Source organism: Actinocrinis puniceicyclus, from assembly GCF_018283645.1.
In the GTDB taxonomy this organism is placed as follows: domain Bacteria; phylum Actinomycetota; class Actinomycetes; order Streptomycetales; family Catenulisporaceae; genus Actinocrinis; species Actinocrinis puniceicyclus.
Genome location: NZ_JAGSXH010000017.1, coordinates 38,401 through 61,307, shown reverse-complemented (window position 1 = coordinate 61,307; position 22,907 = coordinate 38,401). Strand labels below are relative to the sequence as shown.

20 protein-coding genes are annotated in these 22,907 nt (G+C 70.7%); 6 read left to right on the top strand and 14 right to left on the bottom strand.

Translation table 11 applies throughout. The annotated features are described in order from the left end of the window. Position 1 precedes the first annotated feature (1 nt). A complete protein-coding gene (locus KGA66_RS07700) occupies positions 2-610 on the bottom strand; it encodes a carboxymuconolactone decarboxylase family protein (protein WP_211466115.1) in 609 nt (202 codons plus the stop codon). Positions 611-680: 70 nt separating this feature from the next. Between KGA66_RS07700 and KGA66_RS07695 the strand changes: the two genes are divergently transcribed. The 3 genes from KGA66_RS07695 (at position 681) to arfB (ending at position 3,381) form a co-directional block, all read left to right on the top strand. Continuing rightward, the gene (locus KGA66_RS07695; protein ID WP_211466113.1) at positions 681-1,607 is read left to right on the top strand and encodes a LysR family transcriptional regulator; all 927 of its coding nucleotides are present in this window, start codon (positions 681-683) and stop codon (positions 1,605-1,607) included. A gap of 729 nt (positions 1,608-2,336) precedes the next feature. Continuing rightward, positions 2,337-2,690, top strand: coding sequence for a hypothetical protein (locus KGA66_RS07690; RefSeq protein ID WP_211466111.1), 354 nt, complete (start codon positions 2,337-2,339; stop codon positions 2,688-2,690). Between the two features lie 244 nt (positions 2,691-2,934). Continuing rightward, positions 2,935-3,381, top strand: a complete 447-nt coding sequence (gene arfB / locus KGA66_RS07685; protein WP_211466109.1) for an alternative ribosome rescue aminoacyl-tRNA hydrolase ArfB — start codon at positions 2,935-2,937, stop codon at positions 3,379-3,381. A 52-nt stretch (positions 3,382-3,433) separates the two neighbouring features. Here arfB and KGA66_RS07680 read toward each other — a convergent pair whose 3' ends face one another. From KGA66_RS07680 to KGA66_RS07660, 6 genes are all read right to left on the bottom strand, one after another. Next, positions 3,434-3,625, bottom strand: coding sequence for a hypothetical protein (locus tag KGA66_RS07680; RefSeq protein WP_211466107.1), 192 nt, complete (start codon positions 3,623-3,625; stop codon positions 3,434-3,436). 56 nt (positions 3,626-3,681) lie between these two features. Further along, positions 3,682-4,404 (bottom strand): hypothetical protein, encoded by a 723-nt coding sequence (locus KGA66_RS07675; RefSeq protein ID WP_211466105.1) that lies wholly within the window; start codon positions 4,402-4,404, stop codon positions 3,682-3,684. Between the two features lie 445 nt (positions 4,405-4,849). Continuing rightward, positions 4,850-5,473: a hypothetical protein gene (locus KGA66_RS07670; RefSeq protein ID WP_211466103.1), complete on the bottom strand. Its 624-nt coding sequence runs from the start codon at positions 5,471-5,473 to the stop codon at positions 4,850-4,852. Next, positions 5,470-5,592 (bottom strand): hypothetical protein, encoded by a 123-nt coding sequence (locus KGA66_RS30855; RefSeq protein ID WP_281416472.1) that lies wholly within the window; start codon positions 5,590-5,592, stop codon positions 5,470-5,472. The genes KGA66_RS07670 and KGA66_RS30855 overlap by 4 nt, the downstream gene beginning before the upstream one ends. Further along, positions 5,589-6,914: a WXG100 family type VII secretion target gene (locus tag KGA66_RS07665; protein ID WP_211466101.1), complete on the bottom strand. Its 1,326-nt coding sequence runs from the start codon at positions 6,912-6,914 to the stop codon at positions 5,589-5,591. Before KGA66_RS07665 ends, KGA66_RS30855 begins: the two co-directional genes overlap by 4 nt. A gap of 2 nt (positions 6,915-6,916) precedes the next feature. After that, positions 6,917-7,273, bottom strand: coding sequence for a DUF6317 family protein (locus KGA66_RS07660; RefSeq protein ID WP_498066732.1), 357 nt, complete (start codon positions 7,271-7,273; stop codon positions 6,917-6,919). A gap of 177 nt (positions 7,274-7,450) precedes the next feature. Between KGA66_RS07660 and KGA66_RS07655 the strand changes: the two genes are divergently transcribed. Then, entirely contained in the window at positions 7,451-9,085 is a 1,635-nt protein-coding gene (locus KGA66_RS07655; RefSeq protein ID WP_211466097.1) for an acyl-CoA dehydrogenase family protein, read from the top strand. Between the two features lie 218 nt (positions 9,086-9,303). Continuing rightward, positions 9,304-10,101 (top strand): EF-hand domain-containing protein, encoded by a 798-nt coding sequence (locus tag KGA66_RS07650; protein WP_211466095.1) that lies wholly within the window; start codon positions 9,304-9,306, stop codon positions 10,099-10,101. Between the two features lie 23 nt (positions 10,102-10,124). Here KGA66_RS07650 and KGA66_RS07645 read toward each other — a convergent pair whose 3' ends face one another. Beyond that, the gene (locus KGA66_RS07645) at positions 10,125-11,348 is read right to left on the bottom strand and encodes a lactate 2-monooxygenase (RefSeq protein WP_211466093.1); all 1,224 of its coding nucleotides are present in this window, start codon (positions 11,346-11,348) and stop codon (positions 10,125-10,127) included. A 30-nt stretch (positions 11,349-11,378) separates the two neighbouring features. Between KGA66_RS07645 and KGA66_RS07640 the strand changes: the two genes are divergently transcribed. Beyond that, positions 11,379-12,788, top strand: a complete 1,410-nt coding sequence (locus KGA66_RS07640; RefSeq protein ID WP_211466091.1) for a class II fumarate hydratase — start codon at positions 11,379-11,381, stop codon at positions 12,786-12,788. Between the two features lie 75 nt (positions 12,789-12,863). On the opposite strand, the gene KGA66_RS07635 is transcribed toward KGA66_RS07640, so the two are convergent. The 6 genes from KGA66_RS07635 to KGA66_RS29840 all read right to left on the bottom strand — a co-directional run bounded on the left by KGA66_RS07635 (position 12,864) and on the right by KGA66_RS29840 (position 22,307). After that, positions 12,864-13,640 (bottom strand): hypothetical protein, encoded by a 777-nt coding sequence (locus KGA66_RS07635; protein ID WP_211466089.1) that lies wholly within the window; start codon positions 13,638-13,640, stop codon positions 12,864-12,866. A 147-nt stretch (positions 13,641-13,787) separates the two neighbouring features. Beyond that, on the bottom strand, positions 13,788-14,972 hold the full coding sequence (locus KGA66_RS07630; protein ID WP_211466087.1) for a hypothetical protein: 1,185 nt from the start codon (positions 14,970-14,972) through the stop codon (positions 13,788-13,790). Positions 14,973-15,095: 123 nt separating this feature from the next. Beyond that, a complete protein-coding gene (locus KGA66_RS31465; protein WP_211466085.1) occupies positions 15,096-16,301 on the bottom strand; it encodes a methyltransferase in 1,206 nt (401 codons plus the stop codon). Between the two features lie 71 nt (positions 16,302-16,372). Continuing rightward, complete coding sequence (locus tag KGA66_RS07620) at positions 16,373-20,956, bottom strand: carbohydrate binding domain-containing protein (RefSeq protein ID WP_211466083.1); 4,584 nt, start codon at positions 20,954-20,956, stop codon at positions 16,373-16,375. After that, entirely contained in the window at positions 20,956-21,327 is a 372-nt protein-coding gene (locus KGA66_RS07615) for a ricin-type beta-trefoil lectin domain protein (protein WP_312886806.1), read from the bottom strand. Before KGA66_RS07615 ends, KGA66_RS07620 begins: the two co-directional genes overlap by 1 nt. Continuing rightward, on the bottom strand, positions 21,324-22,307 hold the full coding sequence (locus KGA66_RS29840) for a glycoside hydrolase family 16 protein (RefSeq protein WP_246507183.1): 984 nt from the start codon (positions 22,305-22,307) through the stop codon (positions 21,324-21,326). The genes KGA66_RS07615 and KGA66_RS29840 overlap by 4 nt, the downstream gene beginning before the upstream one ends. Positions 22,308-22,907 lie beyond the last annotated feature (600 nt).

Genomic DNA, 22,907 nt, shown 5'->3' with positions numbered 1-22,907 from the left:
GTCAGGCGCCGGGCATCGGGACGCGGAAGCACGTGATCACGGCGCACGTGGCGAGGTACTGGCCGATCAGGGCGATCAGGACGACGACCCGCCTCTCGCCGTACTCCGACAGCAAGTCGCTGTACAAATCGTCGGGCACGTCGTGATCCCGGACGAGTGCCAGCGCCACGTCGTGGGCCAGCCGGGCAGTCCGGCTAAGGCCTGCTGGTGTGCGTGCGGCGACGAGATCAGCGACCGCGACTTCACTCAGGCCAGCGCCACGCGCGGCGGCGCTGTGCGCGTAGAGAACGTATTGCGCCCGCCACTGCGCGGCCACGGTGAGGATCGCGACCTCACGCGCTGCCGGGTTCAGGTCAGCCGCCGAGATCGCCTCGGCCCAATCGAGTTGACGTTCGGCGATTGCCGGTGTCCGCAGCAGCGCGTTGAACGGCCCGACGAGCCGACCGTCGTCGAGAGCAGCGCGGTAGCCGGCTCGCCGTCCGCGAGCGACGCGGGTGGCCGTCAACCGGTCGCTGAGCTTCACCTGTTCGGCATCGAGTTCGGCCCGGTGCAGCAGCCGGAGGCGGCCGCCTGCGGGGTGCTCGTCGCCCGTCGGCGCGTTGCCTGTCATGAACTCAGGCTAGGTCCGCTCATGACATGTCACCAGCGCAAGGTTCGCATTGCCGGTATGCTGCTCAAGCATGGATTTGCCGTTGTCCACGCTACAGACCATCCGCACCGTGGCCGAGCGCCGCAGCTTCACGGCCGCCGCCGCCGTGCTGGGCTACACGCAGTCCGCGGTGTCCCGTCAGATCGCAGCCGCGGAGCGCGACCTCGGCGTGGCGCTGTTCGAGCGCGCGCCACGGGGAGTGCAACTCACCCGCGCCGGTGGTCTCGTCCTGCGCCAGATCGTCATCGCTCTCGACGCGCTCGACCGGGCCGAGCGGATGCTCGCCGACAAGCCCCGGCACGTGCGACGAGTTCGGGTGGGCGCCGTCTCCGTGGCCGGGACCGCACTGCTCCCACGATCGATCGCCGCACTGCGACAGATGGAACCCGACCTTGAGATCTCCACTCGCGAGGGCACCACGCCCGCGCTTGTCCGCGGGGTGCGCGCCGGGACGCTGGACGTCGCGCTGATCACCGGCCGGCCACCGTTCCGCTCGCCCGACCAGGAGCATCCGCCGCTGCAACAGCACACGGTCATCGACACCGCGCTCGCGCTCGCGGTGCCGTCGGCCAGTCGGCACGCCGGGCCGGAGCCGGTGACCCTGGAGTCGCTTGAGGGCGAGTCGTGGATCGCGAGCCGGTCGAGCGAGGACGAGCCTCAGCTCGGTGTCTGGCCGGGACTGCCTGGTCGGCCCACGGTGCAGCACTGGACTCGCGACTGGGCCACGAAGCTCGGGCTTGTCGCCCAAGGCGCGGGAATCACGACGGTGCCGGCGGACTTTCTGCCGGCTGTTCCGCCCGGCGTGACCATCACCCGGATCGACGGGGTGCCGGCCGAGATCCGGAGGGTGTCGCTCGCGCACGCCCGCGATCTCGACCCGACCGTGGTCGCTTCGCTCGTTCGCGCGATGCGCGAAGCCGCGGCCACCCTGGTGACGGAGCGCCGCGAGTGGACCTGATCAGCAGCCTCGCGGTTGGTCCCGACTGAATCAACGAGTCCGCCGTCCCCGAATGCGGCTGCAGGAATAGTGACGTTGCCCCCGACAGAACGAAAAGTGCGCCACGGCGCGGCTGCCCGCACGGTCTGCACCTCAACGTCGAGCCAACTGGTCACCAGAACCATCCCCTGAGCCATTTTCGTGCGCCCAGCAGAACTGGAGGTAGGTCCGTGACGTAGCGGATCGTCTGAGGGTTCGTAAGCTCGTCGTCGCTTGCCGGTGCAAGTCCGGTCCGGGTAGGTGCCAGGAGGCCCGGTGGCAGGCTGGCGGTTTCGTCTGGAAACGGGCGGGGGCGAAGCCCAGCGTCAAAGGGCCTTTTGGGGAAGCGACGGTGCGGTCCGTAGCGTGAAGCGAAGCCTGCGGCGTCGTTACTCAGCCCGCGCTCGGGTGGGACAGGGGAGAGCCGAGCCCTTCGGAATCGGGGCGAAGGCCATGGAAGGGGCGAAGAGCCTGGAAGCGCAGCCGTGACGAACTCCCCGGCGTATGGGGCGCGGAACGTACCGATAGTGCGGCCTCGTCCGACCGATCGCGGCGCGGCCAGGTTCGCCCGCGCGCGCCGGGCTTCCGTCCCTTCAGGTGACCGGCCATGGCTGCAAGCGGCTGATCATCGGCCGCCGGAGTCTGATCCGCCGACGCGCCGGGGTAGGTGCCCCGGCGACCGAGGGGGGCAGCATCTGAAAGAGGACGACAATGCAGAAGCGACAAGTTCGCTGGATCGCGGCGCTCGCCGTCGCCGGGACGACCGCGGTGTGCGGCACGGCGGCCGCGCGCGCCGCGATGACCGACCAGCAGGGGCAGATGGTTTCGGTGAGCTGTGCGGCGCTCACGGACGAGTTCAACGCCGCGGTGACCCAGGCTCAGAAGGATCTGGCGGCCACCCCGCCGGACGTGGCCGGGGCGCAGGACCAGCTCTCGCAGGCGCAGCAGGCGCGCGACACGGCTCAGACCATGGGTTGCCCGGATGTGGCCACTGTCACCAACGCCAACCCGAACGACAACCCCGAAGCCGCCGCGCCGATGTCGGGCGACCAGCTCGCGTCCTGAACCTACCGATTCTCGGCTCTCCCGCGCCGACCGGGTGACGAAACCAGCTGGTCGGCGCGGCTCCGGCTCCTGATTCGCTCGCTACCGGCTACCGGCTTACCGGCTTACCGGCTGCGCGCCGCAGGCCGCACGCCGCCGTGAGCGCCGCCCCGCGTCGACAGCGCCGCCTGTAGGCTGAAGATCGACCGAAGCGCGCCGTATACGCCGCGCGCCGCCGCAACACCGTGGCCGTGGGGGAGTCGTCATGCCGTCGGACGAAGAAGCGGCCTCCGGTCCCCTGCGCGTCACGCGCGCGCTGGTGATTCCGGCGCACGAGCTGGAATGGCGTTTCTCCCGCGCCTCCGGCCCCGGCGGACAGGGGGTCAACACCGCCGACAGCCGGGCGCAGCTGAGCTTCGACCTGGCCGCCTCGGCGGCGCTGCCGCCCGAGCTGAAAGCCCGCGCGCTGGCCAGGCTCGCGCCGCGGCTCGCGCAGGGCCGGCTGACGATCGACGCCGCGCAGTTCCGCTCGCAGCTGCGCAACCGGCAGGCGGCCAGGGAACGCCTCGCCGCGCTGCTGGCGGAGGCGATCGCGCCGCCGCCGCGGCAGCGGCGCGCGACCAAGCCGTCGAAGGGCGCGGTCGCCCGCCGGCTGGAGGACAAGACCCGCCGCTCGCAGGTCAAGCGGCTGCGCAGGCTACCGCCCGAGTAGCGCCGATGGTCGCGCGTTCACCGCCCGGCCGCTCCAAGCGTGCCCGCAGCCGCTACCGCAGCCAGCATAACGCCGCTACCGCGCCGGTGGGAGTGGTCATACCGCCGACCCGTGGATCTCCGGCAAGCCAGAAGCTCGTCATGCCGTCGCTGATCGGCAGTACCGACGACTTGCTCGGATCCTCGACCCACCACTTGTCGATGATGTGCGCGGCGATGGGCTGCCTGCTCGCTGGATCGAGCAACAACACATCGGAAGGCCGCGGATCGTTGAGCGGCGACTACGGCGGGAGGGTGGCGGTCACGGGGTGAGCCCTCCGAGGATCTGGTTGATCGATCTGGCCGTCTCCCCGGCCTCCTCTCTTCCCGGCGGCGGCGTGAAGGAGACGGAGTCGGCCATGAGCACCATCATGGCCCGGAATTGCGGGCCATGCGGGAGGTCGGGGGTGGAGAAGTCGATCGCGGCGAGTATGGTGCCGTCCTCGCTCGGAATCAGGGCCTGGAGTTGATAGACCTCGGCGTCCGGCTGCTCGTTGGGCGGCGTTCCGGGCAGATGCGGACGAGGCAGGGTCAGCACGCTCTCGACGAACGCCGCCGGACCGCGCGTCAGGTCGACCACGTCCACCTGGCCGTGCTCGCCCGCCTCCGCGCGCTTCTCGATCAGATCCTTGATGACCAGGCACGGATTGCGCTTCTTCGGGAACGGCTGGATGGAGACCACGAGGCTGGACGGGACGATCGCGCCTTCCTCGGTCGTGTGCCAGCCGAGGCCGCAATACGCGGCATTGCGCGCCTGCAACTGCTCAAGCAGCACCATGAACGTGCCCACGACCGCCGCGAGCAGCGGCTGCTGCTCCGCGGGCGCCAGTTCGCGCAGGTTTGCTTCGGCGGTCGCCAACGCGTTGTCGATGTCGTCCAGCGGCAGCGGGAAGTACCCTGGTGGCAGTTCGACCCACAACCGCAGTCGGTCGGCTTCGTCTGGGTCCGCGCCTGAGAAGTCGAGGATGTCGGCGACGGCGTTCACGCGACCGCCTGCTTGACTCCCGGCACCGGGTTGAAACCGAGGTTCGGGTAGGTCGCCGTCTCGTCCAGCACCACGTTCACTTGGCACCCCCGTGCCCGGTCGCCGCCTGCACCATCGACTCGATCGTCCCCATGGCCTCGCCGTTGATCACGTCGAGATCGACCTGGAAAAAACTTCGCATTGTGCTGCCTCCCCGATTCGACTGCGGACCCTGATTGTGTGGCAGTCCACGTAGACCATAGACCCTCGCTCCGATGGCACGAAGCCGAATCGGAAGCATCGGATTATCGGCCTGAGCCCCTGTTCGCCCACGCTTGCCTGGGCCTGGTCTCATGGCCTACGCGAACATCGCCGCGTTGCGCACAGATCCGCTGGCGGCCGTGGCGTGGGAGCCGGGACTCAACTCGCTGATCCGGGCGCCGATGGCGGCGCGTCGGCGCCGAGCTCAGGTGTACTTGGCGAAACGCTTGGGACGCGGCGGCGGCTTCGGGGTGTCGGCGATCCACGGACCATAACCCGGCGGGGTTGCGTCGACGTAGGGCTCAGCCGCGATGCGGGCGGCAAGCCGCTCGAAGTGCTCGGGGCCCTCCCAGACTTCGATTCCCTCACGGCCGGACCGGCACCCCAGCGCGACCCGGTGTCCATCGCCGACCGGGGTGAACATGCCGCAGACTCTCGGATCACCGGCGAACCAGATGCTCGTGGTCTTTGTGTCGACCGGCCAGCCCTTACGTACGTCGAGAGCGAAATTCCACGGCACGACGTGCGCCGCGATGGGTTGCCGAGTCGCAGGGTCGAGCAACAGCATCCGGGTGACGTCCGGTGTCCACGCCTTTTTCGTCCACGGCCCCGAGTAGATAGCGCCGCCGGTGAGCGCCATGGGGTCGTCGGTGATGCGCCAGCGGCCGCACTTGACCGGGTATTCCTGCCAGGCGTAGCGCTGCAGGAGATAAGCATAAAGTTCGGCTCTGTTCCGGATCGCGCTTCGCTTGTTGTGCAGGTCTTTGTCGACCTGCGCGGATAGTCGCGGGTCGTTGAGCGGCGACCACGGCGGGAGCGTGCCGGTCACGGGGTGGGCCCTCCGAGGATCATGCGCACCATCACGGCCCGGAATTGCGGGCCATGCGGGATGTCGGCTTCGTCTGGGTCCGCGGCTGAGAAGTCGTGGCTGTCGGCGACGGCGTTCATGCGACCGCCTGCTTGACGTCTTTGTACAGGCTGCTGGCCACGGACTTGGCCCGCCAGCCGAGCTCAAGGTTCCGCGAGAGCTGGGCGAGCGACTTGGCCCCTTCGACGGTGGTCGTGTCGGCGAACTTGAATATCTTGTTCGCCGCGCCCACGCCGATCTCGACCGGCCTGCTGACTGAATGGGCGATGCTCACGCCCTCGCGATAGACACTGCCGCCGTCTTTGAGCACGTTGGCGAATGCTGTGTCCGTGTCCGCGCCGAACCGCGCCAGCCCGGGTATCTTCGAGGCCAGAGTCGGTATGGATTCCGCTCCGTGGATGACGGCGTCGCTCGGCTTGAATGCCGCCTTCGCCAGCTTGCCGCCCGGGATCAGGCTGAGCGCGTCCAGGCCCATCGTCGAGGCGTTCTTCAGGTTCGCCATGGTGAAGTGGCCGGTGAGCAGCCCGCCGACCGCGTCGCGCACCTTGGGGTTGGCCAGGTCGCAGGCCAGTGCGCCGACTCCGGCGCCGAGGGCCACCGCGCCGGCGATCGCGTCGATCGGCGGCGGGGTGCACAGCGCGACCAGCCCGGCGACCGCGGAAATCGTGGAAAGCACCGAGTGGATGACGTTGATGTGCTGCTCGACCCAGTTGCCGATCGCGCTCAGGCCCTTGGTGAAGTCGTTCCACATGCTGCTGAAGAAGCCCGGCTTGTGCGGGGCCAGGCCCTTGGTGGCGTGCTCCAGTTCCTGCGCGTGCTTGCGTGCGGCGGCCTCGTGTTGCGCGGCGAGTTCGTGGGCGCGCTTCATGATCGAGTCCAGTTGCTCGCCCGCGTTCTGCGCCGCCGAACCCGCTTCCCGCAGTGCCGACTCGGCCTGGTCTATTCGCGTCTGCGCGGCCTGGAGGGCCTGCGGGGAGTCGAAGTACTGCCCGACCAACTGAAGGTCCGGGTTCGCCTCGGCCTGCTTGACCGCGGCCTCGGCCTTCTGCGCGGCCGCCTTGGCCTCGGCCGCCTCCTGGTCGAGTTTGGCCGCGGTGTCCTTGAAGCCCAGCAGGTCGCCGCCCCAGCTCTTGAGCACGCCCACCGCGTTGCTCAGCGAGGTGTGCGCGTGCTGCAGGTCGGTGACCAGTTTGCTGTTGAAGTGCTCGCGGAACGCGTCGCCCGCGTCGCCTTGCCACACCCCGCTGTCCGCGTCGCGCATCTGGTCCAGCAGCGAACCGGACTCCTGCATCGAGGCCACCGCCTGCGCCAGGCCCGCGCTCATCGACTCGACGTCGGCCGGTACGCCCGGCACCGGGTTGAAACCGAGGTTCGGGTAGGTCGCCGTCTCATCCTGAACCATGCTCACTTGGCACCCCCGTGCACCGTCGCCGCCTGCACCATCGACTCGATCGTCCCCATGGCCTCGCCGTTGATCTTCGACATGGCCTGCTCAATGGCGTCGTCGCACTGCTTATATGCGTCGTGCGCCTTCTTCACGCCCTCGGAGGTCTCCTTGATCGCGTCCTTGAGCTTGCCGAGGCCGTAATGCCAGGTGCTCTGGAACTCGTCGGCCGCCTTGTCCAGCGCGTCCGTGCCGATCTGCCCGGCCTGCGCGGAACTCATCGCCTTGAGCGCGCTGTCCATCTGGTCGCCCGCGTCGGACAGCGTCTTGGTCATGCGCTGTAACACCTCGAGATCGACCTGGAAAAAACTTCCCACCGTGCTGCCTCCCCGGTTCGGCTGCGGATCCCCTGCTCGCCCGAGCAATCCAGATAGACCATAGACCCTCGCTCCGACAGCGCGGAACCGAATCGTCGGGATCGGATTATCGGCCTATGTACGCCCGCGACAACGCCGTCGATCGAATGTGCGGCCACGTCGTGACAGACTGGCGCCATGACGGTCAATGACGCCCGCATCGCCCCGAACCAGGCGCCCCCGCTCCAGGACTACGACGTATTCAGCATCGACGACGCGCTGGTCGAAGCCGTGGTACGGCACGCGGGCCGCGCCCCGCTCGACGGGCTGTCCGCCCTCGGCAGGCTCGCCGGCTCGCATCGGACGCTGGAATGGGCACAGCAGGCGAACGTTTATACGCCGGTACTGCGCACACATGACCGTTACGGCAACCGTATCGACGAGGTCGAATTCCATCCGGCCTGGCACCACCTCATGGAGGTCGCGGTCTCGCACGGTCTGGCCGGCGCGGCCTGGTCGGGCGGCCCGGCGGCGCACACGACGCGCGCGGCCGGGTTCATGGTGTGGAGCACCGCGGAATCGGGGCACGGCTGCCCGGTGTCCATGACCTACGCGAGCGTCGCCGCGTTGCGCGCCGACCCCCAGGTGGCCGCGGCCTGGGAACCCGGACTCAAGTCGCTGATCTACGACTACGGGCTGCGCGCGCCGGCCGGCAAGGCCGGACTGCTGTGCGGCATGGCGATGACCGAGAAACAGGGCGGCTCGGACGTGCGCGCGAACACCACGGCCGCCGCGCCGCTCGACGCGGAAGGCGAATACCTGCTCACCGGGCACAAGTGGTTCTGCTCGGCGCCGATGAGCGACCTCTTCCTCGTGCTCGCGCAGGCACCCGGCGGCCTGACCTGTTTCCTGGTGCCGCGGGTCCTGGCGGACGGCGCCCGCAACCGGATCCTGCTGCAACGGCTCAAGGACAAGCTGGGCAACCGCTCCAACGCCTCCGCCGAGATCGAGTTCGCCGGGGCATGGGCGCGCCGGCTCGGCGCGGAGGGCCGCGGGGTTCCCACCATCATCGAGATGGTCTCGCTGACCCGGCTGGACTGCGTGCTCGGCTCCGCCGCCATCATGCGCCGCGCGGTCACCGAAGCCACCCATCACGCCGCACACCGGCACGCCTTCGGCTCCGCACTGCTCGACAAACCCCTGATGCGCAACGTGCTCTGCGACCTCGCGGTCGAGTCCCAGGCCGCCACCGCGCTCGGCATCCGGCTCGCGGCGGCCTTCGACAGCGACGACCCGGCCGAGCGGGCGCTGCGCCGGCTCGGCGTCGCCGTCGGCAAGTACTGGGTCACCAAGCGCGCCATCGGTGTGGCCGCAGAGGCCCTCGAATGCCTCGGCGGCAACGGTTATGTCGAGGAGTCAGTCATGCCGAGGCTGCTGCGCGAGGCCCCGGTCAACTCGATCTGGGAGGGCTCGGGGAACGTCAACGCCCTCGACGTGCTGCGGGCGCTGACCCGCGAACCACACAGCGCCGAGGCGTTTCTCGGCGAGGTCGGCGCGGCGTCCGGCGGCGATTCCCGGTTCGACGCGGCGCTGTCCGCGTTGCGCGCCGACCTGGCGGCGCCGGAAGAGGCCGAGTTCCACGCGCGCCGCCTGGTCGAACGCCTCGCCACCGTCTTCCAGGCCGCGCTGCTGATCCGCCACGCACCGCACGCGGTCGCCGACGCCTACTGCGCGACCCGGCTGGCCGGCGAGGGCGGGCACACCTTCGGCACGCTGCCGGGCGGTACGGACACCAAGACGATTCTGGACCGCGCGCAGCCTCGGCTCGGCTGAGGCCCGGCTCAGGCCCGGCTCAGGCCCGCCGAGCGACGCCCCTGGCAATCCGGCAGCGCCGGGTGGGTGACCGGTCCGCCACGCGGCTGACTTCGCGGTCACCTGTGTGGCCGCGCGGGGATGCGGCCCGCCCGGGCGCCCGGATGACTGGAGGGCGACAGGTGCGGACCGGGCCGTGCGCCTGCTCCGCACTCAGCCAACCAGGCAAGGAGTTCGTGATGCTCAGCGACTTCCAGCGGGCCAAGCTCGACCGCCGCTTCGAACTGCTCGACGCGGACGGCGACGGCCACATCACGGCGGAGGACTACGACATGGCCGCGGTGAACGTGTGCCAGGCCATCGGGTTCGGCCCCGGCTCGCCGCAGTACGAACAGGTGCACGCGATGTATCAGCGGCTCTGGGCGGCGCTGTGCGGCGTCGCGGGCCGCCAGCACGGCGAGCGGATCTCGCGGGATCAGTTCCTCTCGGCGTGCGAGCGGCTGATCGTCGGGGCCGAGGAGGGCTACGAGCGGCTCATCGCGCCGATCGTGACGGCGGTCTTCGACCTCTCCGACACCGACGCGCGCGGTGAGCTCGGCATCGAGCAGTTGACCACCTGGTTCAACGCCTACGGCGTGTGCGCCGACGACGCCGAGCACGCCTTCGAGGCCTGCGACCGCAACGGCGACGGCCTGCTGGACCTGCACCAGGTGCACAAGGCGGTCCGCGATTTCTACACCGGCGACGACCAGCAGCTGCCGGGCACCCGGATCTTCGGTCCGCTGCCGGTCGTGGCCGGGGACCGCGCGATGAACGGTTCGGGCAAGGGCTACGCCGCGGGCTTCACCAAGCCGAACAACGGTGCCGCGAACAACGGTGCCGCAAATAATGGTGTTGCGAACAACGGCAATGGCAACGGGAACGGGTCCGTACCGCACGACGGCGCCGGAGCCGCGCGCGGCAAGCGGCAGAACGCCACGGCGGCGAAGAAGGGCGGCCGCAAGCAGAATCGCACCGGGTCCTCGGCTACGCACTGAGCATCGCAGGCCCCTACTTGGGATCAGGGTTCGCGGGTGAGCGCCCCAGGTGTCAGCTGGCCGGGTTCGGTATACCCGGACAGGGCGAGAGTGAGTTCGAACTCGGCCAGCAGGCACCGCAGCACGTGCTCGACCCCCGCCTGTCCATCGAGCCCGAGCCCGTACGCGTACGGGCGGCCGAGCAGCACGGCTCGCGCGCCGAGCGCCAGGGCCTTGAACACGTCGTCACCGCCGCGCACCCCGCTGTCGAAGAGCACGGTCATGCGCTCGCCGACGGCCCGCACGACACCCGGCAGCGCGTCCGCCGCGCCGATCGCTCCGTTCACCTGCCGCCCGCCGTGGTTGGACACCACGACGCCGTCCATCCCAGCGTCCGCCGCGCGACGCGCGTCATCGGGATGCAGCACACCCTTAAGCACGATCGGGCCGTCCCAGTGCTCGCGCAGGAACTCCAGGTCGGCCCAGGTCTTCGACGGGTCCGCGAACATCTGGGCGAAGTGCAGCACCGCGGCGTTCAGGTCCTCGTGCACCGGCTTGGCCAGCCCCGCCAGGAACGCCGGGTCGCTGAAGTAGTTCGCCGTGCCGACGCCGCGCAGGAACGGAAGATACGCCTGGTCCAGGTCGCGCGGCCGCCACGCCAGCAGCCAGGTGTCCAGCGTCACCACCAGCACCCGGTAGCCCGCCCGCGCCGCCCGTGTCAGCAGGCTGATCGTCACCTCGCGGTCCCTGGGCCAGTACAGCTGGAACCAGCGCTCGGATCCCGGGCGCACCGCGTCCATCGCCTCGGCCACCTGCTCCAGCGTCGTGCTCGACGCGGTGGACAGGGTGAACGGCAGGTCCTGCGCGGCGGCGGCGCGGGCCGCCGCGGGCTCCGCGTCGGGGTGCATGATCGACAGGACGCCCACCGGCGCGAGCGCCACCGGAGCCGGCAGCCGCGTGCCGAGCAGTTCCACCGAGAGGTCGCGCCGCTGCACGTCCCGCAGCATCCGCGGCACGATCCGCCACCGATCCAGCGCCGCGCGGTTCGCCCGCGCGCTCTTGCCGTCGCCTGCCGCCCCGGCCACATAACCCACCGGTCCCGGGCCGAGGCGCTGCTCGGCGACCTGCTCCAGCCGGGAAAGGTCCGTCGGCAGCCGCGGAACCGTGCCCGCCACGCCGTTGAGGTAGATCTCGTACTGGAACGCGGACCAGTCCTTGGGTGCCGGCTGAGGTACGCGGGCCGATGCGGGGGTATCGGAAGCGGTCATAAGCGAGGATGGTAGGAGGAGGTGAGCGCCATGGACAGCGCCACGCCGCACGAGGGCACGCGGGTGGAACACGACTCGATGGGGGAGGTCCTGGTCCCCGCGCACGCCAAGTGGCGGGCCCAGACCCAGCGCGCGGTGGAGAACTTTCCGATCTCCGGGCTGCGCCTCGAACGCGCGCACATCGCCGCGCTCGGCCGGATCAAGGCGGCGGCGGCCGGTGCGAACGCGGCGCTCGGGGTGCTCGAACCCGATCTGGCCGCGGCGATCCGCGCGGCCGCCACCGAGGTGGCCGAGGGCCGCTGGGACGCGCAGTTCCCGGTCGACGTCTTCCAGACCGGCTCCGGGACCTCGTCGAACATGAACGCCAACGAGGTGATCGCAACCCTCGCGGCCGAGCGGCTGGGCCGGCCGGTGCACCCGAACGACCAGGTGAACGCGTCGCAGAGTTCTAACGACGTCTTCCCGGCGTCGATCCACGTCGCCGCGACCGAACTGCTGGTGCGCGACCTGCTGCCGGCCCTGGACCTGCTGGAGCAGGCGCTGGCGACCAAGGCGGGGCTGTGGGCCGAGGTGGTCAAGGCCGGGCGCACGCACCTGATGGACGCCACGCCGGTCACCCTCGGCCAGGAGTTCGGCGGCTACGCCGCGCAGGTGCGCCGGGCCGTGCAGCGGCTGGAGTCCGCGCTGCCCCGGCTGGCCGAACTGCCGCTCGGCGGCACCGCGGTCGGCACGGGCCTGAACGCCCCGCCCGGCTTCGCCGCGGCCGTCGTCGCGCGACTGGCCGAGGACACCGGCCTGCCGTTCACCGCGGCGCGCAACCACTTCGAGGCCCAGGGCGCCCGCGACGCGCTGGCCGAGACCTCCGGGCAGTTGCGCGCCCTCGCGCTGGCCCTGTTCAAGATCTGCGGCGACCTGCGCTGGATGGGTTCCGGGCCGCGCGCCGGGCTCGGCGAGCTCGCGCTGCCTGACCTGCAGCCCGGTTCCTCGATCATGCCGGGGAAGGTCAACCCGGTGATTCCCGAGGCGGTGCGCATGGTGTGCATTCAGGTCGTCGGCAACGACGCGGCGGTCGCCTTCGGCTGCGCCTCGGGCGAATTCGAGCTCAACGTCACGCTGCCGGTGCTCGCGCGCAACCTGCTGGAGTCGATCAGGCTGCCGGCGGCCGCGGCCCGGCTGCTGGCCGACCGCTGCGTATCAGGGCTCGAAGCGAACGTGGACCGGCTGCGCGAGTACGCCCAGTCCTCGCCGGCGATCGTCACGCCGCTGAACCGGGTCGTCGGCTACGAGGAGGCGGCGAAGATCGCCAAGCAGTCCCTGGTTCAGGGCACGACGATCCGGCAGGCGGTGACCGACCGTGGACACGTGGAGTCCGGCGCGATCAGCGAGCGGCAGTTGGACGAACTGCTCGACGTGCTCGGCATGACCCGCTCGCCGGACTGAGGCGCGGCGCCCGGTCCGGGTCGGGTCGGGTCGGCCGGATCCGCCGGTTGCCGGCCGGCCGCCCGCGACCGCGGCTCAGGCGAGCACGTCGAGGCCGACCGGGAAGTCGCCCGCCGTCACGACGACCGAGACCTTGTTCGTGTCGGCCGGCAGCGGCAGGCTCAGTGCGGCGCCGGTCGAGGTGATCTCGTGCTCGCTGACCGACCAGCCTTCGGTCTTGAAGCTGTAGGTCGCCACCCGCACGTTCGCCGTGCCGAAGTCGCTGGCCAGCAGCATGATCGCCTGCCCGCCGAGCGCGGCTGCCGGGTTGGTGAAGACCACCGGCGTGTTCAGCTTCAGATCGACGTGCATGTCGTTCCTCCGGACCCTGGCGGTGGGAACCGCGATCGGCGACGGGTCGACGCCAGGCCAGTGGTCGGCGACCACTGACAGGTCGTAGCCCAGTTGATTGTTGTTGTAGTACTGCTTGGCGACGGCGCCGGCCGGGATCGTGGCCACCCCGTCGTACAGCGCCACCCAGTAGTGCGGCTCGGCCACACCCCGCGCCTGGAACGCGGAGCGCAGCTGCGGCCAGGTGGAGTAGCTCATGTAGACGGTCGGGTCGACCCCGGCGTGCCGGCGCATCAGAACCCAGTCCACCGATTCGGCCGGGGTGGCGTTGCCCGGTTCCACGTCGAGCACATGGCCGTCGTTCGTGGTCGGAAACACCGCGATGCGCACCTTGACCGCGTCCGGGAACCGGGTCCAGTTCGCGGCGGACCACCGGTACAGGCCGTCCACATAGCCGCCGACGAGTTCCGCGCTCGTCGGCAGCAGACTCGCATCTACACCGTCGTACATCGTCCTGGTCACGATCGTGACTCTCCGTCCTGTGGTGCGTGGGCGGGTTCGAACATGCCCGCGTTCGGCCGAGGCATGCGCACGGCGGCACGTCGGGCGGACCGCGGCGGTTCACCCCGGGGGGTCGCACGGATCCGCCGGCGGCCAACGGCCCGAGCGCTATCCACCCGAGCAGACCGTGCTGATCTCGGCGTCGAGGTCCTTGGTGAACTGCGGGCCGAGTCTCGCGTCCCAGGTCTGCACGCTCTGATTCGCGGTGGCGGTGATCTGCACCCCGTTCACGGAGTGCACCGACGTGGCGATGACGCAGCTCATCACCCGCCAGGAGATCGTCAGCCGCACGCTCTGGCCGTCGAGCACGGTGACCGGCAGCCCCGGGTCGGTCGAGGCGCTGATACCCGGGTTGTCCTGCGAGAGGCTGCTGACGGTGACGGAAGTGTCCGCCGGCGCGGTGAGCGTGACGCTGTAGTTGAAACGAACCGGGGTCAGCTCCGCCAGAACGTCGCCGATACCGTTGTAGGTGATCTTGAGATCGGCCTGAGGCGAGGGCCTGTCGCACAGCGCGGTGCGCAGCACGTCGCTGCCCTGCCACGGCGTCGCGTCGGTCAACGGCAGCGCCACCTTGAGCGCGTGGAAGGCGCCGCGCGAGCTGAATCCCCCGAGGCTGACCGTGCGGGTCACCGGCGGCTCACCGGAGCGGGAACAGTCGTACCGGAACGGGACCGCGACCACCTCGACGTCCTTGGGCGCGAGCGCCACCGGCGTGATCCCGGTGCCGACACCCAGCGGTGAGACGCCCGGCGCACCGGCCTCGTACTCGGCCGTGCCCGGCGCCTGCCCGCTCTGCGCGAACCGGATCAGGCCCGGCTGGTAGATCGAGACGCCGGTCAGCTCGACCATCGTCGCGCCGGTGTTCTGCACCGCCATCATCAGATCGATGCCCGAGGCGTCCTGACGCAGCGTGTACTGCGCGGAGACCATCGTGATGGAGAACTCGTCGGTGCTCTGGCTCTGATGCCGCATCACCGCGAATACACCGCCCCCGACCGCGAGGATCAGCGCCGCGAGCAGCGCGGTGACCGGCGTGACCCACCGGCTTGCCGCGATGCGTTGCTGCGACACCGGGTCCAGGAAGCGCAACCGGCGGCGCGGCGGCTCGGAGCCGAGCGTCTCCACTCGCGTCCGCGGGCTGCCGGCGGCTTCGGCGTGCGCCGTTGGGGTATCCGTCGTCCCGGCCGGCGCCGTGCCCGCGTCGCGGCGGTCCGGCACGGTCCCGGTCGCACCCGGCTCGTCTGGCTCGGCGTCGTCGTCCGAGCCGAGGAACTCAACCTCGGAGATTCCCACGCCTACAGTGTCCACTGCGCGCGCGCCGCCCGGTACCGCCGGTACCGCCCGGCACGATCAGCAACCGTGCGCGCAGGCAGGGCGCGCGCCAGGGGCGTCTGGAACAGAGACCTGATGCTCCGTTCAGAAACCGCTTTCCGTCACGATCGCGGCTTTCGCGGCGCGCTCGCGCCACTGCCCGAGCGCTGCGGGCAGCGCGACCTCTGCGGCGTGCGGCGGCGCCGCCAGGATGAGGTGCGACACCCGGCCGGCCAGGCGGATGCTCTGCGCGAGCGCCACCGAATAACCGCGGCGCCGAAGCCGGGCCGGCACGTCGAGATCCGCGTCCGCCACCGTGCAGATCCGGCCGCACGCCGCCAGCGCGTCCGGCGTGGTCCGCCAGAACGCGTCGAGGCCGTCCGCGAGCGCCCCGGCCGCTCCCACGGCCCGGTTCCACGGCGGATTGGTGACCAGCAGCTCGAAACCGCGCTCCCGCCACACCGGCCGCCCGGCGTCCGCCCGGATCAGACGCGTCCGCGCCGCGACTCCGGCGCGCTCGGCGTTGGCGCGCGCGTTAGCCACGCGCCGCGCGTCGAGGTCCGCGGCCGTGACCGCCGCGCCGGGATACGCGAGCGCCGCCTCGATCGCGACCGTTCCGTCCCCGCAGAACGGGTCGAGGATGGCGGCGGGCGGGCTCGCCGCGCCCCCGCCGATCAGCGCGAGCGCGGCGGCCAGCGGCGGATGCAGCGTCCCGGGACCGGTGTCCAGCTTCCACGGCCGCCGATGCAGCGGCCTGCGCGGCACCCGCAACGCGACCTCGACCGTCTCGCCGCTCAGGGCGAGCCGCACGGTGAACTCGCTCTCCGCCGTCTCGGCACGCTCCCCGCGCCCGGCCGCCGGATTGCGCGACACATACCGCGCGCCGACGGCCCGCGCGATGACTTCCCCGGCGGCGTCTTCGACCGCGAACCGGTTGTAGTTGCGCCGGCCCAGCAACGCGGCCACCACATCGAAGCGCGCCCCGGGCGGCACCTGCGGTCGCTGCTGCACCCGCCGGACCGTGCGCAGCCCCGGACCGAAGTCGACGCGCGCCAGTTGCCGCGCCAGCTCGGGCACGGCGGCGCGCGTGTGATCGATCCCGTACAGCGTCCCCAGGTCGAGCAGCACGTCGTCGGCCGTGCTCAGGGAGAGCCACCGCGCGTCCGCTTCCGCCGCCGTGAAAGTCACCTGCCGCTCGGCGAGAGCCTGTACGTGCACGCTCGATCCGACCGCCGCCGCGAGTTCGGCCACCTGCGCCGCGAGCAGCCATTCCAGGCCGCGCACGCAGCGGGCGGTGAGGCGGAAGGTCACAGATCAAATAGTACGGGCGGTGCCCGAGGACACCGCCCGCACACCGTCTCCGGTACTGCCCGACCCGCCCGCTATCCGGCGCGCACCGCGAACCACGCTTTCGCGAGCCCGGCGATGGCCGCCGCGGGGTCGCCGCTCATCAGACGGTGCTCCGCGTCCGCGGTCGCCGCGGCGCTCTTGGTCATCGCCGCCGCGCCGCCCGCCGCGATCGCCTGCTGGGCGAAGTCGCGCACGACCGACACCAGCAGGTTCGCGTTCTGTTCCGCGGCGCTCGTGGTGCCCGAGACCGCCGGGGCGGCCAATCCGATCAACACCAGCGCGAGGGTCTGGTTGCGTACCGAGCCGTCCGCGTTCCAGTTGCCCTTGCCGGCCAGCAGCGCGCTGAGCATGAGCGCCCCGAACTGCGCGACGATGCCCGGTTGCCCGGCCAGCGCGTCCCGCACCGCGGCGATGCGGGCCTTCTCCGAGTCCGTCCGCAGACCCCAACCATACGGATACAGCGGGTCGTAGGCGCCGGTGGTGCTCGGAATGCCGACGTCCACCGGCGTGGTCGTGGCGTCCACGTGCTTGGCCCAGGTGTCGGGAAGGCGGCCGGTGAACGGGGCCTTGCCGAACAGCGTGTCCGCCACGCCCTCGCCCTGCGAACCCGGCAGCCACGAGGCCACGATCGCGCCGGCCTCGGCCTGGATCGGGGCGATGTTCATCGGCCGGCCGGAGACGACCAGCACGACGCATTTCATCGCCGCGCACACCTTGTCCACGGCCGCCCGGTCCGCCGCCGTGAGATCGAGCGTGTGGCCGTTGCCGACGTCGCCGACGCCCTCGGCGTACGGGGTCTCGCCGACCACGACCACACCGACGTCAGAGCCCGTCATCGGCGCCGAGGCGTCCTTCGAGTAGGTGAAGTGCGCGTTCGGCGCGTCGGCCCGCATGCCCTGGTAGATCGTGGTGCCCGTGTCGGTCTGGCCCGAGGCGCCCTGCCAGGTCACGCTCCAGCCGCCGAGCTGGTCGCCGAGGTCGTCGGCGTTGCCGCCGGCCACGTAGACGTTCGCGGTCGGGGACAGCGGGAGCACGGCGGACCCGCTCGCGTCGACCGCGTTCTTCAGCAGCACCTGCGACTCGGCCGCGGCCCGCCGCGCGACGGCCCGGTGCGCCGCGGCGCCGATCGTGGCGGCGTTGGCCCGGTCCGCGAACGGCCGCTCGAACAGGCCGAGCCTGAACTTCTGCGTCAGGATCCTGCCGACCGCGTCGTCGATGCGCGCGCCGGACACCAGGCCCTTGCCCACCAGGTCCTTGAGATCGCTCTCGAAGTTCGTGTACTGGTCCGGCACCATCACCATGTCGATGCCGGCGTTCACGGCCGTCTCGATGTCGCTCTCGTAGTCCGGCCCGATCTGGTTGATACCCTGCCAGTCGCTGATCACGAAGCCGGAGAAGCCGTACTGCTGCTTGAGCACACCGGTGATCATGTCCGCGCGGGCGTGCATCTTGATCGGCGCGGCGTCCGCACCGACGATCTGAAGGCTCGAATACGAGGGCATCACCGCGCCGACCGAGTGCTGTGCCACGGCCGTCTGGAACGGCTGAAGGTAGAGCGCCTGCAGCTGGGACCGTGTCACGGTGGTGACACCCTGGTCGATCTTGTAAGAGCCCGTGGTCGAGGAACCGTAGGTCGTGCCGCCGTCGCCGGCGAAGTGCTTCGCGGTCGCCAGCACGCTGGTGTTCTTGTTCAGGGTGCTGGCGTCCGCGCTGCCCTGAAGCCCGTCGATGATGGTCTCCATCTGGCTCACCAGCGCAGGGTCCTCGCCGAAGGACTCGTATGTGCGGCCCCAGCGTTCGTCGCGCGCCACGCACAGGCACGGGGAGAACGCCCAGGTGACGCCGGTGGCGCGGGTCTCCGTCGCGGTGATCTGCCCGTCCTGCTTCACCAGCGCCGGATCCCGGGTCGCGCCCATGCCGATGTTCTGCGGGAAGAGCGTGGCGCCGACCAGGTTGTTGTCGCCGTGCACCGAGTCCTCGCCGTAGATCAGCGGGATCTGCAGCGCGGTGGCCTGTGCCCGGGCCTGGAACGCGTCGATCATGTCGGCCCAGCCCTGCGGGGTGTTCGGGGTCGGGGTCGAGCCGCCGCCGCTGAGCAGCGAGCCGAGCGCGGCGCTCGTGATGTCCGACTGGTGTGCCAGATCGCCCCGCTCCGCCTGGGTCATCTGGCCGATCTTCTCCTCCAGCGTCATCCGGGAGAGCAGGTCCCGCACCCGGGTCGCGACCGGCAACGAAGAGTCCAGATACGGCAGTCCGTGTGCGTTGATCACCACGACGGGACGGTCCGCGGTCACGTCCGCGCCTGTGGGCGTCAACTGGATCGGGATCGTCCTCGCCGTCGAGGCGGTCGTGTTCGCCAGCGTCTGCACCGTGAACGACTGCGTGCTGCCCGAGGCCGAACCGGCCGCGAAGGTGAGCGCGCCGCTGGCGTCGGTATAGTCGGTCCCTGCGACGGCGCTGCCACCGCCGAGCGAGTACGCCACGGTCACGTCGTGGTCCAGCGCCTTGCCGCCGTCGGTCGTCAGCGTGATGCCGACCGTGGCCGTGCCGCCCGGATTGACGGCGTAGACCGCCTGCGCGGTGCTCACATGCGCGCCGAGCGTTCCGGTATTGATTCCGTAGACCGCGAACCGGTCGACGTCGAACTCGCCGTTCGCCGAGCCCGGCGGCTCGGTCAGCGCGAAGCCGCGCATCGTGGTCAGGTCGATGGTGCTGTCGCCGGGCGCGCCGGAGGGCTGGTAGTCGGTGCGCCGCTTGAGCGAGGAGAACGGGATCTGGATCAGGTGCCAGCCCTGCCAGTCGTCGGTGAAGAAGCTCTGCCACAGTTCGGCGTGCTCGCCGTCGGCGCCGCCCATCTTCACTTCGAACTCGTACTCGGCGCCGGAGCCCGGCACCGCGTCGTTGCTCGGGTTGTGGCCGTAGAACCAGAACTCGATGCCGGCGTACGGGCTCCAGTCCTGCGGCGCGGCCGTGGCCAGGTCATAGCTGAAGCCGCCGTAGCTGGTGTCGGAGACCCAGGTGCCGCGCAGCGCGTGGTTGCCGGTCACGCCCGGCCGGTCGAGTTGCGCGACGCTCAGCGCCGGGGTGCTGTTCGCGTCGCCGCCCCAGGGGAACGCGCCGGTGTTCGCGAGCGCGCCGCTGATGTCCGTGATCGGGTTCGCGCCCTCGAAGTCCTGGATGACGTGGAGCGACTGGTAGACCTGGAAATCGTCGAACAGCAGCGTGTTGGTGGAGTCGCCGGGCAGGTTGACCGCGTAGCCCCACATGCTGGTCAGCGTGATCTGCGCGGCGTTCGGCGCGCCGGAGGGCTGGTAGTCGGCCCGCTTCTTCAGGTTTGCGAAGCCGACCCGCACCTGCTTCCAGCCGTTGACGTCGTCGGTGAAGAAGGACTGCCACAGTTCGGCGTGCTCGCCGTCCGCGCCGCCCATCTTCACTTCGAACTCGACCTTCTGCCCCGAGCCGGTGCCCTTGACCCAGAAACCGAAGCCGTCGTACCCGCTCCAGTCCTGCGCGGCGGCCAGGTCGTGCGAGAACCCGCCCCAGCCGCCGATGTTGTAAGAGACCTGCAACGCGTGGTTCCCGGCCGCGGCGCCGGGCCGGTCCGCGGCGGCGACCTGGGTGAGCGTCGGCGTCGAGGCGGCGTCGGAGGAGAAGGTGAAGATGCCGGTGCCGCCGGTGCCGAACGGGACGGAGCCCTCGAAGTCATCGATGGCGGACACGGCGCCGTCGGTCGGCACCGGGTTGTTGTTCAGGATGCTGACGGTCGTGCTCGCGCGGGGGCCGATCGCGGTCCCGGGCGGGCCCGCGTTCGCCAGCGTGACGCTGAACGTCCTGGTCGGCGCGTGCAGCGCGTTCGGCAGCGCGGTCAGGTGGATGGCGGCGGCGCTCTGGCCGGGCGCGAAGGTCAGCGTCCCGGCGGCCGCGATGTAATCGGTGCCTGACACCGCGCTGCCGTCCGAGGTCGCGTAGTCGACGGTGACCGGTGCGGTGGAGGTCATGTTCAGCCTGACCGGCAGGTCGATCGACGTGCCCTGCTGAAGGCTGGCCGTGTCGGCGCCGGTGCTCACGGCCTGCTGCGTGAAGTGCCCGAGCACCTGGAATTCATAGATCGAATATCCGTACTGCGCGCCGTTGATGCTCGTGCGCGCGGTTCCGGTCAGCCGCACGTAGCGGCCGGTGGTGCCGGACGGCACCGAGACTGACTCGGTGCCGCCGGCGCCCGACGTGGTCGCATAGACCTGCGACCACGTCGTCGCGTCGCTGGAGACCTCGATGTGGTACGCGGTGGCGAACGCGGCTTCCCACTGTGTGGAGAAGCCGCTGATCGCCGCGTTCGCACCGAGATCCACTTGCAGCCACTGCGGGTCGCTCCACGCGGAAGACCACCGCGTGGCGGGATCGCCGTCGACGGCGGCGGAAGCCGGGGTGTCGGCTCCCTGCGCCGAGGAGGCGGTGGCCTCGGCGCCGAGCGCGATGTTCGCGTCCGGCGCCGTGCCGGCCAGCGCGGCCCGCTGGAAGCCGGGCCCGAGCAGGCCCGCGAGCAGGGCGAGCACCACGGTCAGGACGGGTGCCCGCCGCGCGCGGGAGCGGCTGCGATCAGCGACGCGGGAGAACATCAGGGAATGGTCCAATTCTGGTTGGAGTTGCCGGTGCAGTCCCAGATCTCCGCCTGGGTGCCGGAGCCGCCCCAGCCCGTGTCGTCAAGACACTTGTTGGACTGCGGGTTGTACAGAGCCCCGTTGGCTTCCGGGATGAACACCTGCGCGGCCGTGTTGTTGCAGTCGTAGAGGTCCACGGTCGTGCCGTCGGCGGTGCCGCCTCCGTTGATGTCCAGGCACTTACCCAGGGCGTGCAGCGTGGTTCCCGCCTGCACGAAGCTCCACTGCTGCGCGCTGGTGCCGTTGCAGGTGTAGACCTGGACCGGGGTGAAGTTCGCGCTGTTGGCGCCGCGTACGTCGAGGCACAGGCCGTTGTAGGCGAGGGTCACCGGACCGGACCCGGGCGGCGGGGCGGGGGCGGGCCACCGCTGCCGGACGTGGTGTACGCGGCCACGTAGTCGACCCGCATCGTGCCGCCGGACGCGGTCGAACCGGTCGGCGTGGTGCATCCGCACACCCCGTTCGGGAAGCCGCCGCCCATCGCCAGGTCGAGGATGATCGACAGGTTGTGGTCGAAGGCCGCCTGCCAGGTCGTGGTGCCGACCTGGGACTCGGTGACGGTGAAGTACGAGGCGCCGTCGAGGTAGAACGTGATCGACTCGGCCGAGGTGTTCGTGCGGTCGAGGATCATGGTGTAGGTGTGGAAGCCGGACTGGCAGCCGCTGCACGAGCGCAGCCCGCTGCCGATGCCGTTGCCCTCGTTGCACGGGCCGCCCGGGTAGGTGCCGCAGTGGATGGTGCCGGCGACCTGCGACAGGGCGTTGACGTCCTCCATGATGTCGATCTCGCCGTTCTCAGGCCACTGACCCGGCCCGAGCATCCAGAACGCCGGCCAGTAGCCCAGCCCGCCGGTGGGCTGCTGGATCGACGCGGTGACCTCCAGCTTGCCGCCGGCCGGCGCGCCGACGTTCGCGCTGGTGGTCTGCACCCGCCCGGAGGTCCAGTTGCCTCCGGAGCCGAGCGCGGTGATGTCGAGGTTGCCGCCGCCGTCCAGGTGCACGTTGGAGGTGGAGTTGGTCATGGTCTCGATCTCACCGGTGCCGAAGTTCGAGCCCGGGCCGGTGTCGTACATCCACTGCCCGTCGATGCCGCTGCCGGACGAGCCGTTGAAGTCGTCGGCGAAGACCTGCGTCCAGCCGGACGGCGGGCCGGGCAGCGCGGCGTTCGCCGGGCTGACCGCGACGGTGAACAGCCCGGCCAGAGCCGTCGCCGCGGCGGCGGCGAAGAGCCGGAACCGGCGGTTGCGGGGCGGGCGAGCGGGTGCGGCGGGCTCGCTGGGAGCGGCGCGACCTCGCGTGTTTTCGATCATGGGCATGCGACCTCTCGCGTTGGACGCCTGCGCCCGTCGCGGCCGCGCCGAGCCGGAACGGGAGGAGCGGTTTGGGTGACGTGGGTATTCGCGGGTGCTGTCTCGTGGGTACTGCGGTGCGTGCGCCGCGTGCCGGCCCGCTGGCGTGGAAACGTTTCCGAGCCGTTGCGGACCGTTCAAGCTCGCGGCATCGGGGGTAGTGGTTGGGAGTATGTGGTCGCGGACAACCAACGTCAAGGGTCTCGATGGGCTGTCAGGTCCTTGCAGGACCTTGATCGGGTGGGATTTTGTCGCAGAGTCCTTCATCGGGGCGGCGGGGCCGCGGTGACCCGTCGCAGTGTGCTCATGCGGGTTCGCTGGATCGGGCCGACCGGGCCCGGGCCCGCCCTTCGGCGGGCTTCGGCGCTCGACCTGGTCGACACCCGCACCGACCGTTTTCGGCCCGTCGGCCCGTCGGCCCGTCGGCCCGTCGGCCCGTCGGCCCGTCGGCCGGCGCCGCGAGCGGCCGGCCGGCGGGCGCGCGGGCAAGGGTCCAACGGCCGCGTGATCGGATCCGGCGGTAGGTAAAGCGACATAACGCGCAATTCACCTAATAGGGCG

Coding starts and splice junctions, on each gene's coding strand:
- KGA66_RS07700 (WP_211466115.1), bottom strand. CDS start 610: ATGACAGGCAACGCGCCGACGGGCGACGAGCACCCCGCAGGCGGCCGC.
- KGA66_RS07695 (WP_211466113.1), top strand. CDS start 681: ATGGATTTGCCGTTGTCCACGCTACAGACCATCCGCACCGTGGCCGAG.
- KGA66_RS07690 (WP_211466111.1), top strand. CDS start 2,337: ATGCAGAAGCGACAAGTTCGCTGGATCGCGGCGCTCGCCGTCGCCGGG.
- arfB (WP_211466109.1), top strand. CDS start 2,935: ATGCCGTCGGACGAAGAAGCGGCCTCCGGTCCCCTGCGCGTCACGCGC.
- KGA66_RS30855 (WP_281416472.1), bottom strand. CDS start 5,592: ATGAACGCCGTCGCCGACAGCCACGACTTCTCAGCCGCGGACCCAGAC.
- KGA66_RS07665 (WP_211466101.1), bottom strand. CDS start 6,914: ATGGTTCAGGATGAGACGGCGACCTACCCGAACCTCGGTTTCAACCCG.
- KGA66_RS07655 (WP_211466097.1), top strand. CDS start 7,451: ATGACGGTCAATGACGCCCGCATCGCCCCGAACCAGGCGCCCCCGCTC.
- KGA66_RS07650 (WP_211466095.1), top strand. CDS start 9,304: ATGCTCAGCGACTTCCAGCGGGCCAAGCTCGACCGCCGCTTCGAACTG.
- KGA66_RS07645 (WP_211466093.1), bottom strand. CDS start 11,348: ATGACCGCTTCCGATACCCCCGCATCGGCCCGCGTACCTCAGCCGGCA.
- KGA66_RS07640 (WP_211466091.1), top strand. CDS start 11,379: ATGGACAGCGCCACGCCGCACGAGGGCACGCGGGTGGAACACGACTCG.
- KGA66_RS07620 (WP_211466083.1), bottom strand. CDS start 20,956: ATGTTCTCCCGCGTCGCTGATCGCAGCCGCTCCCGCGCGCGGCGGGCA.
- KGA66_RS29840 (WP_246507183.1), bottom strand. CDS start 22,307: ATGATCGAAAACACGCGAGGTCGCGCCGCTCCCAGCGAGCCCGCCGCA.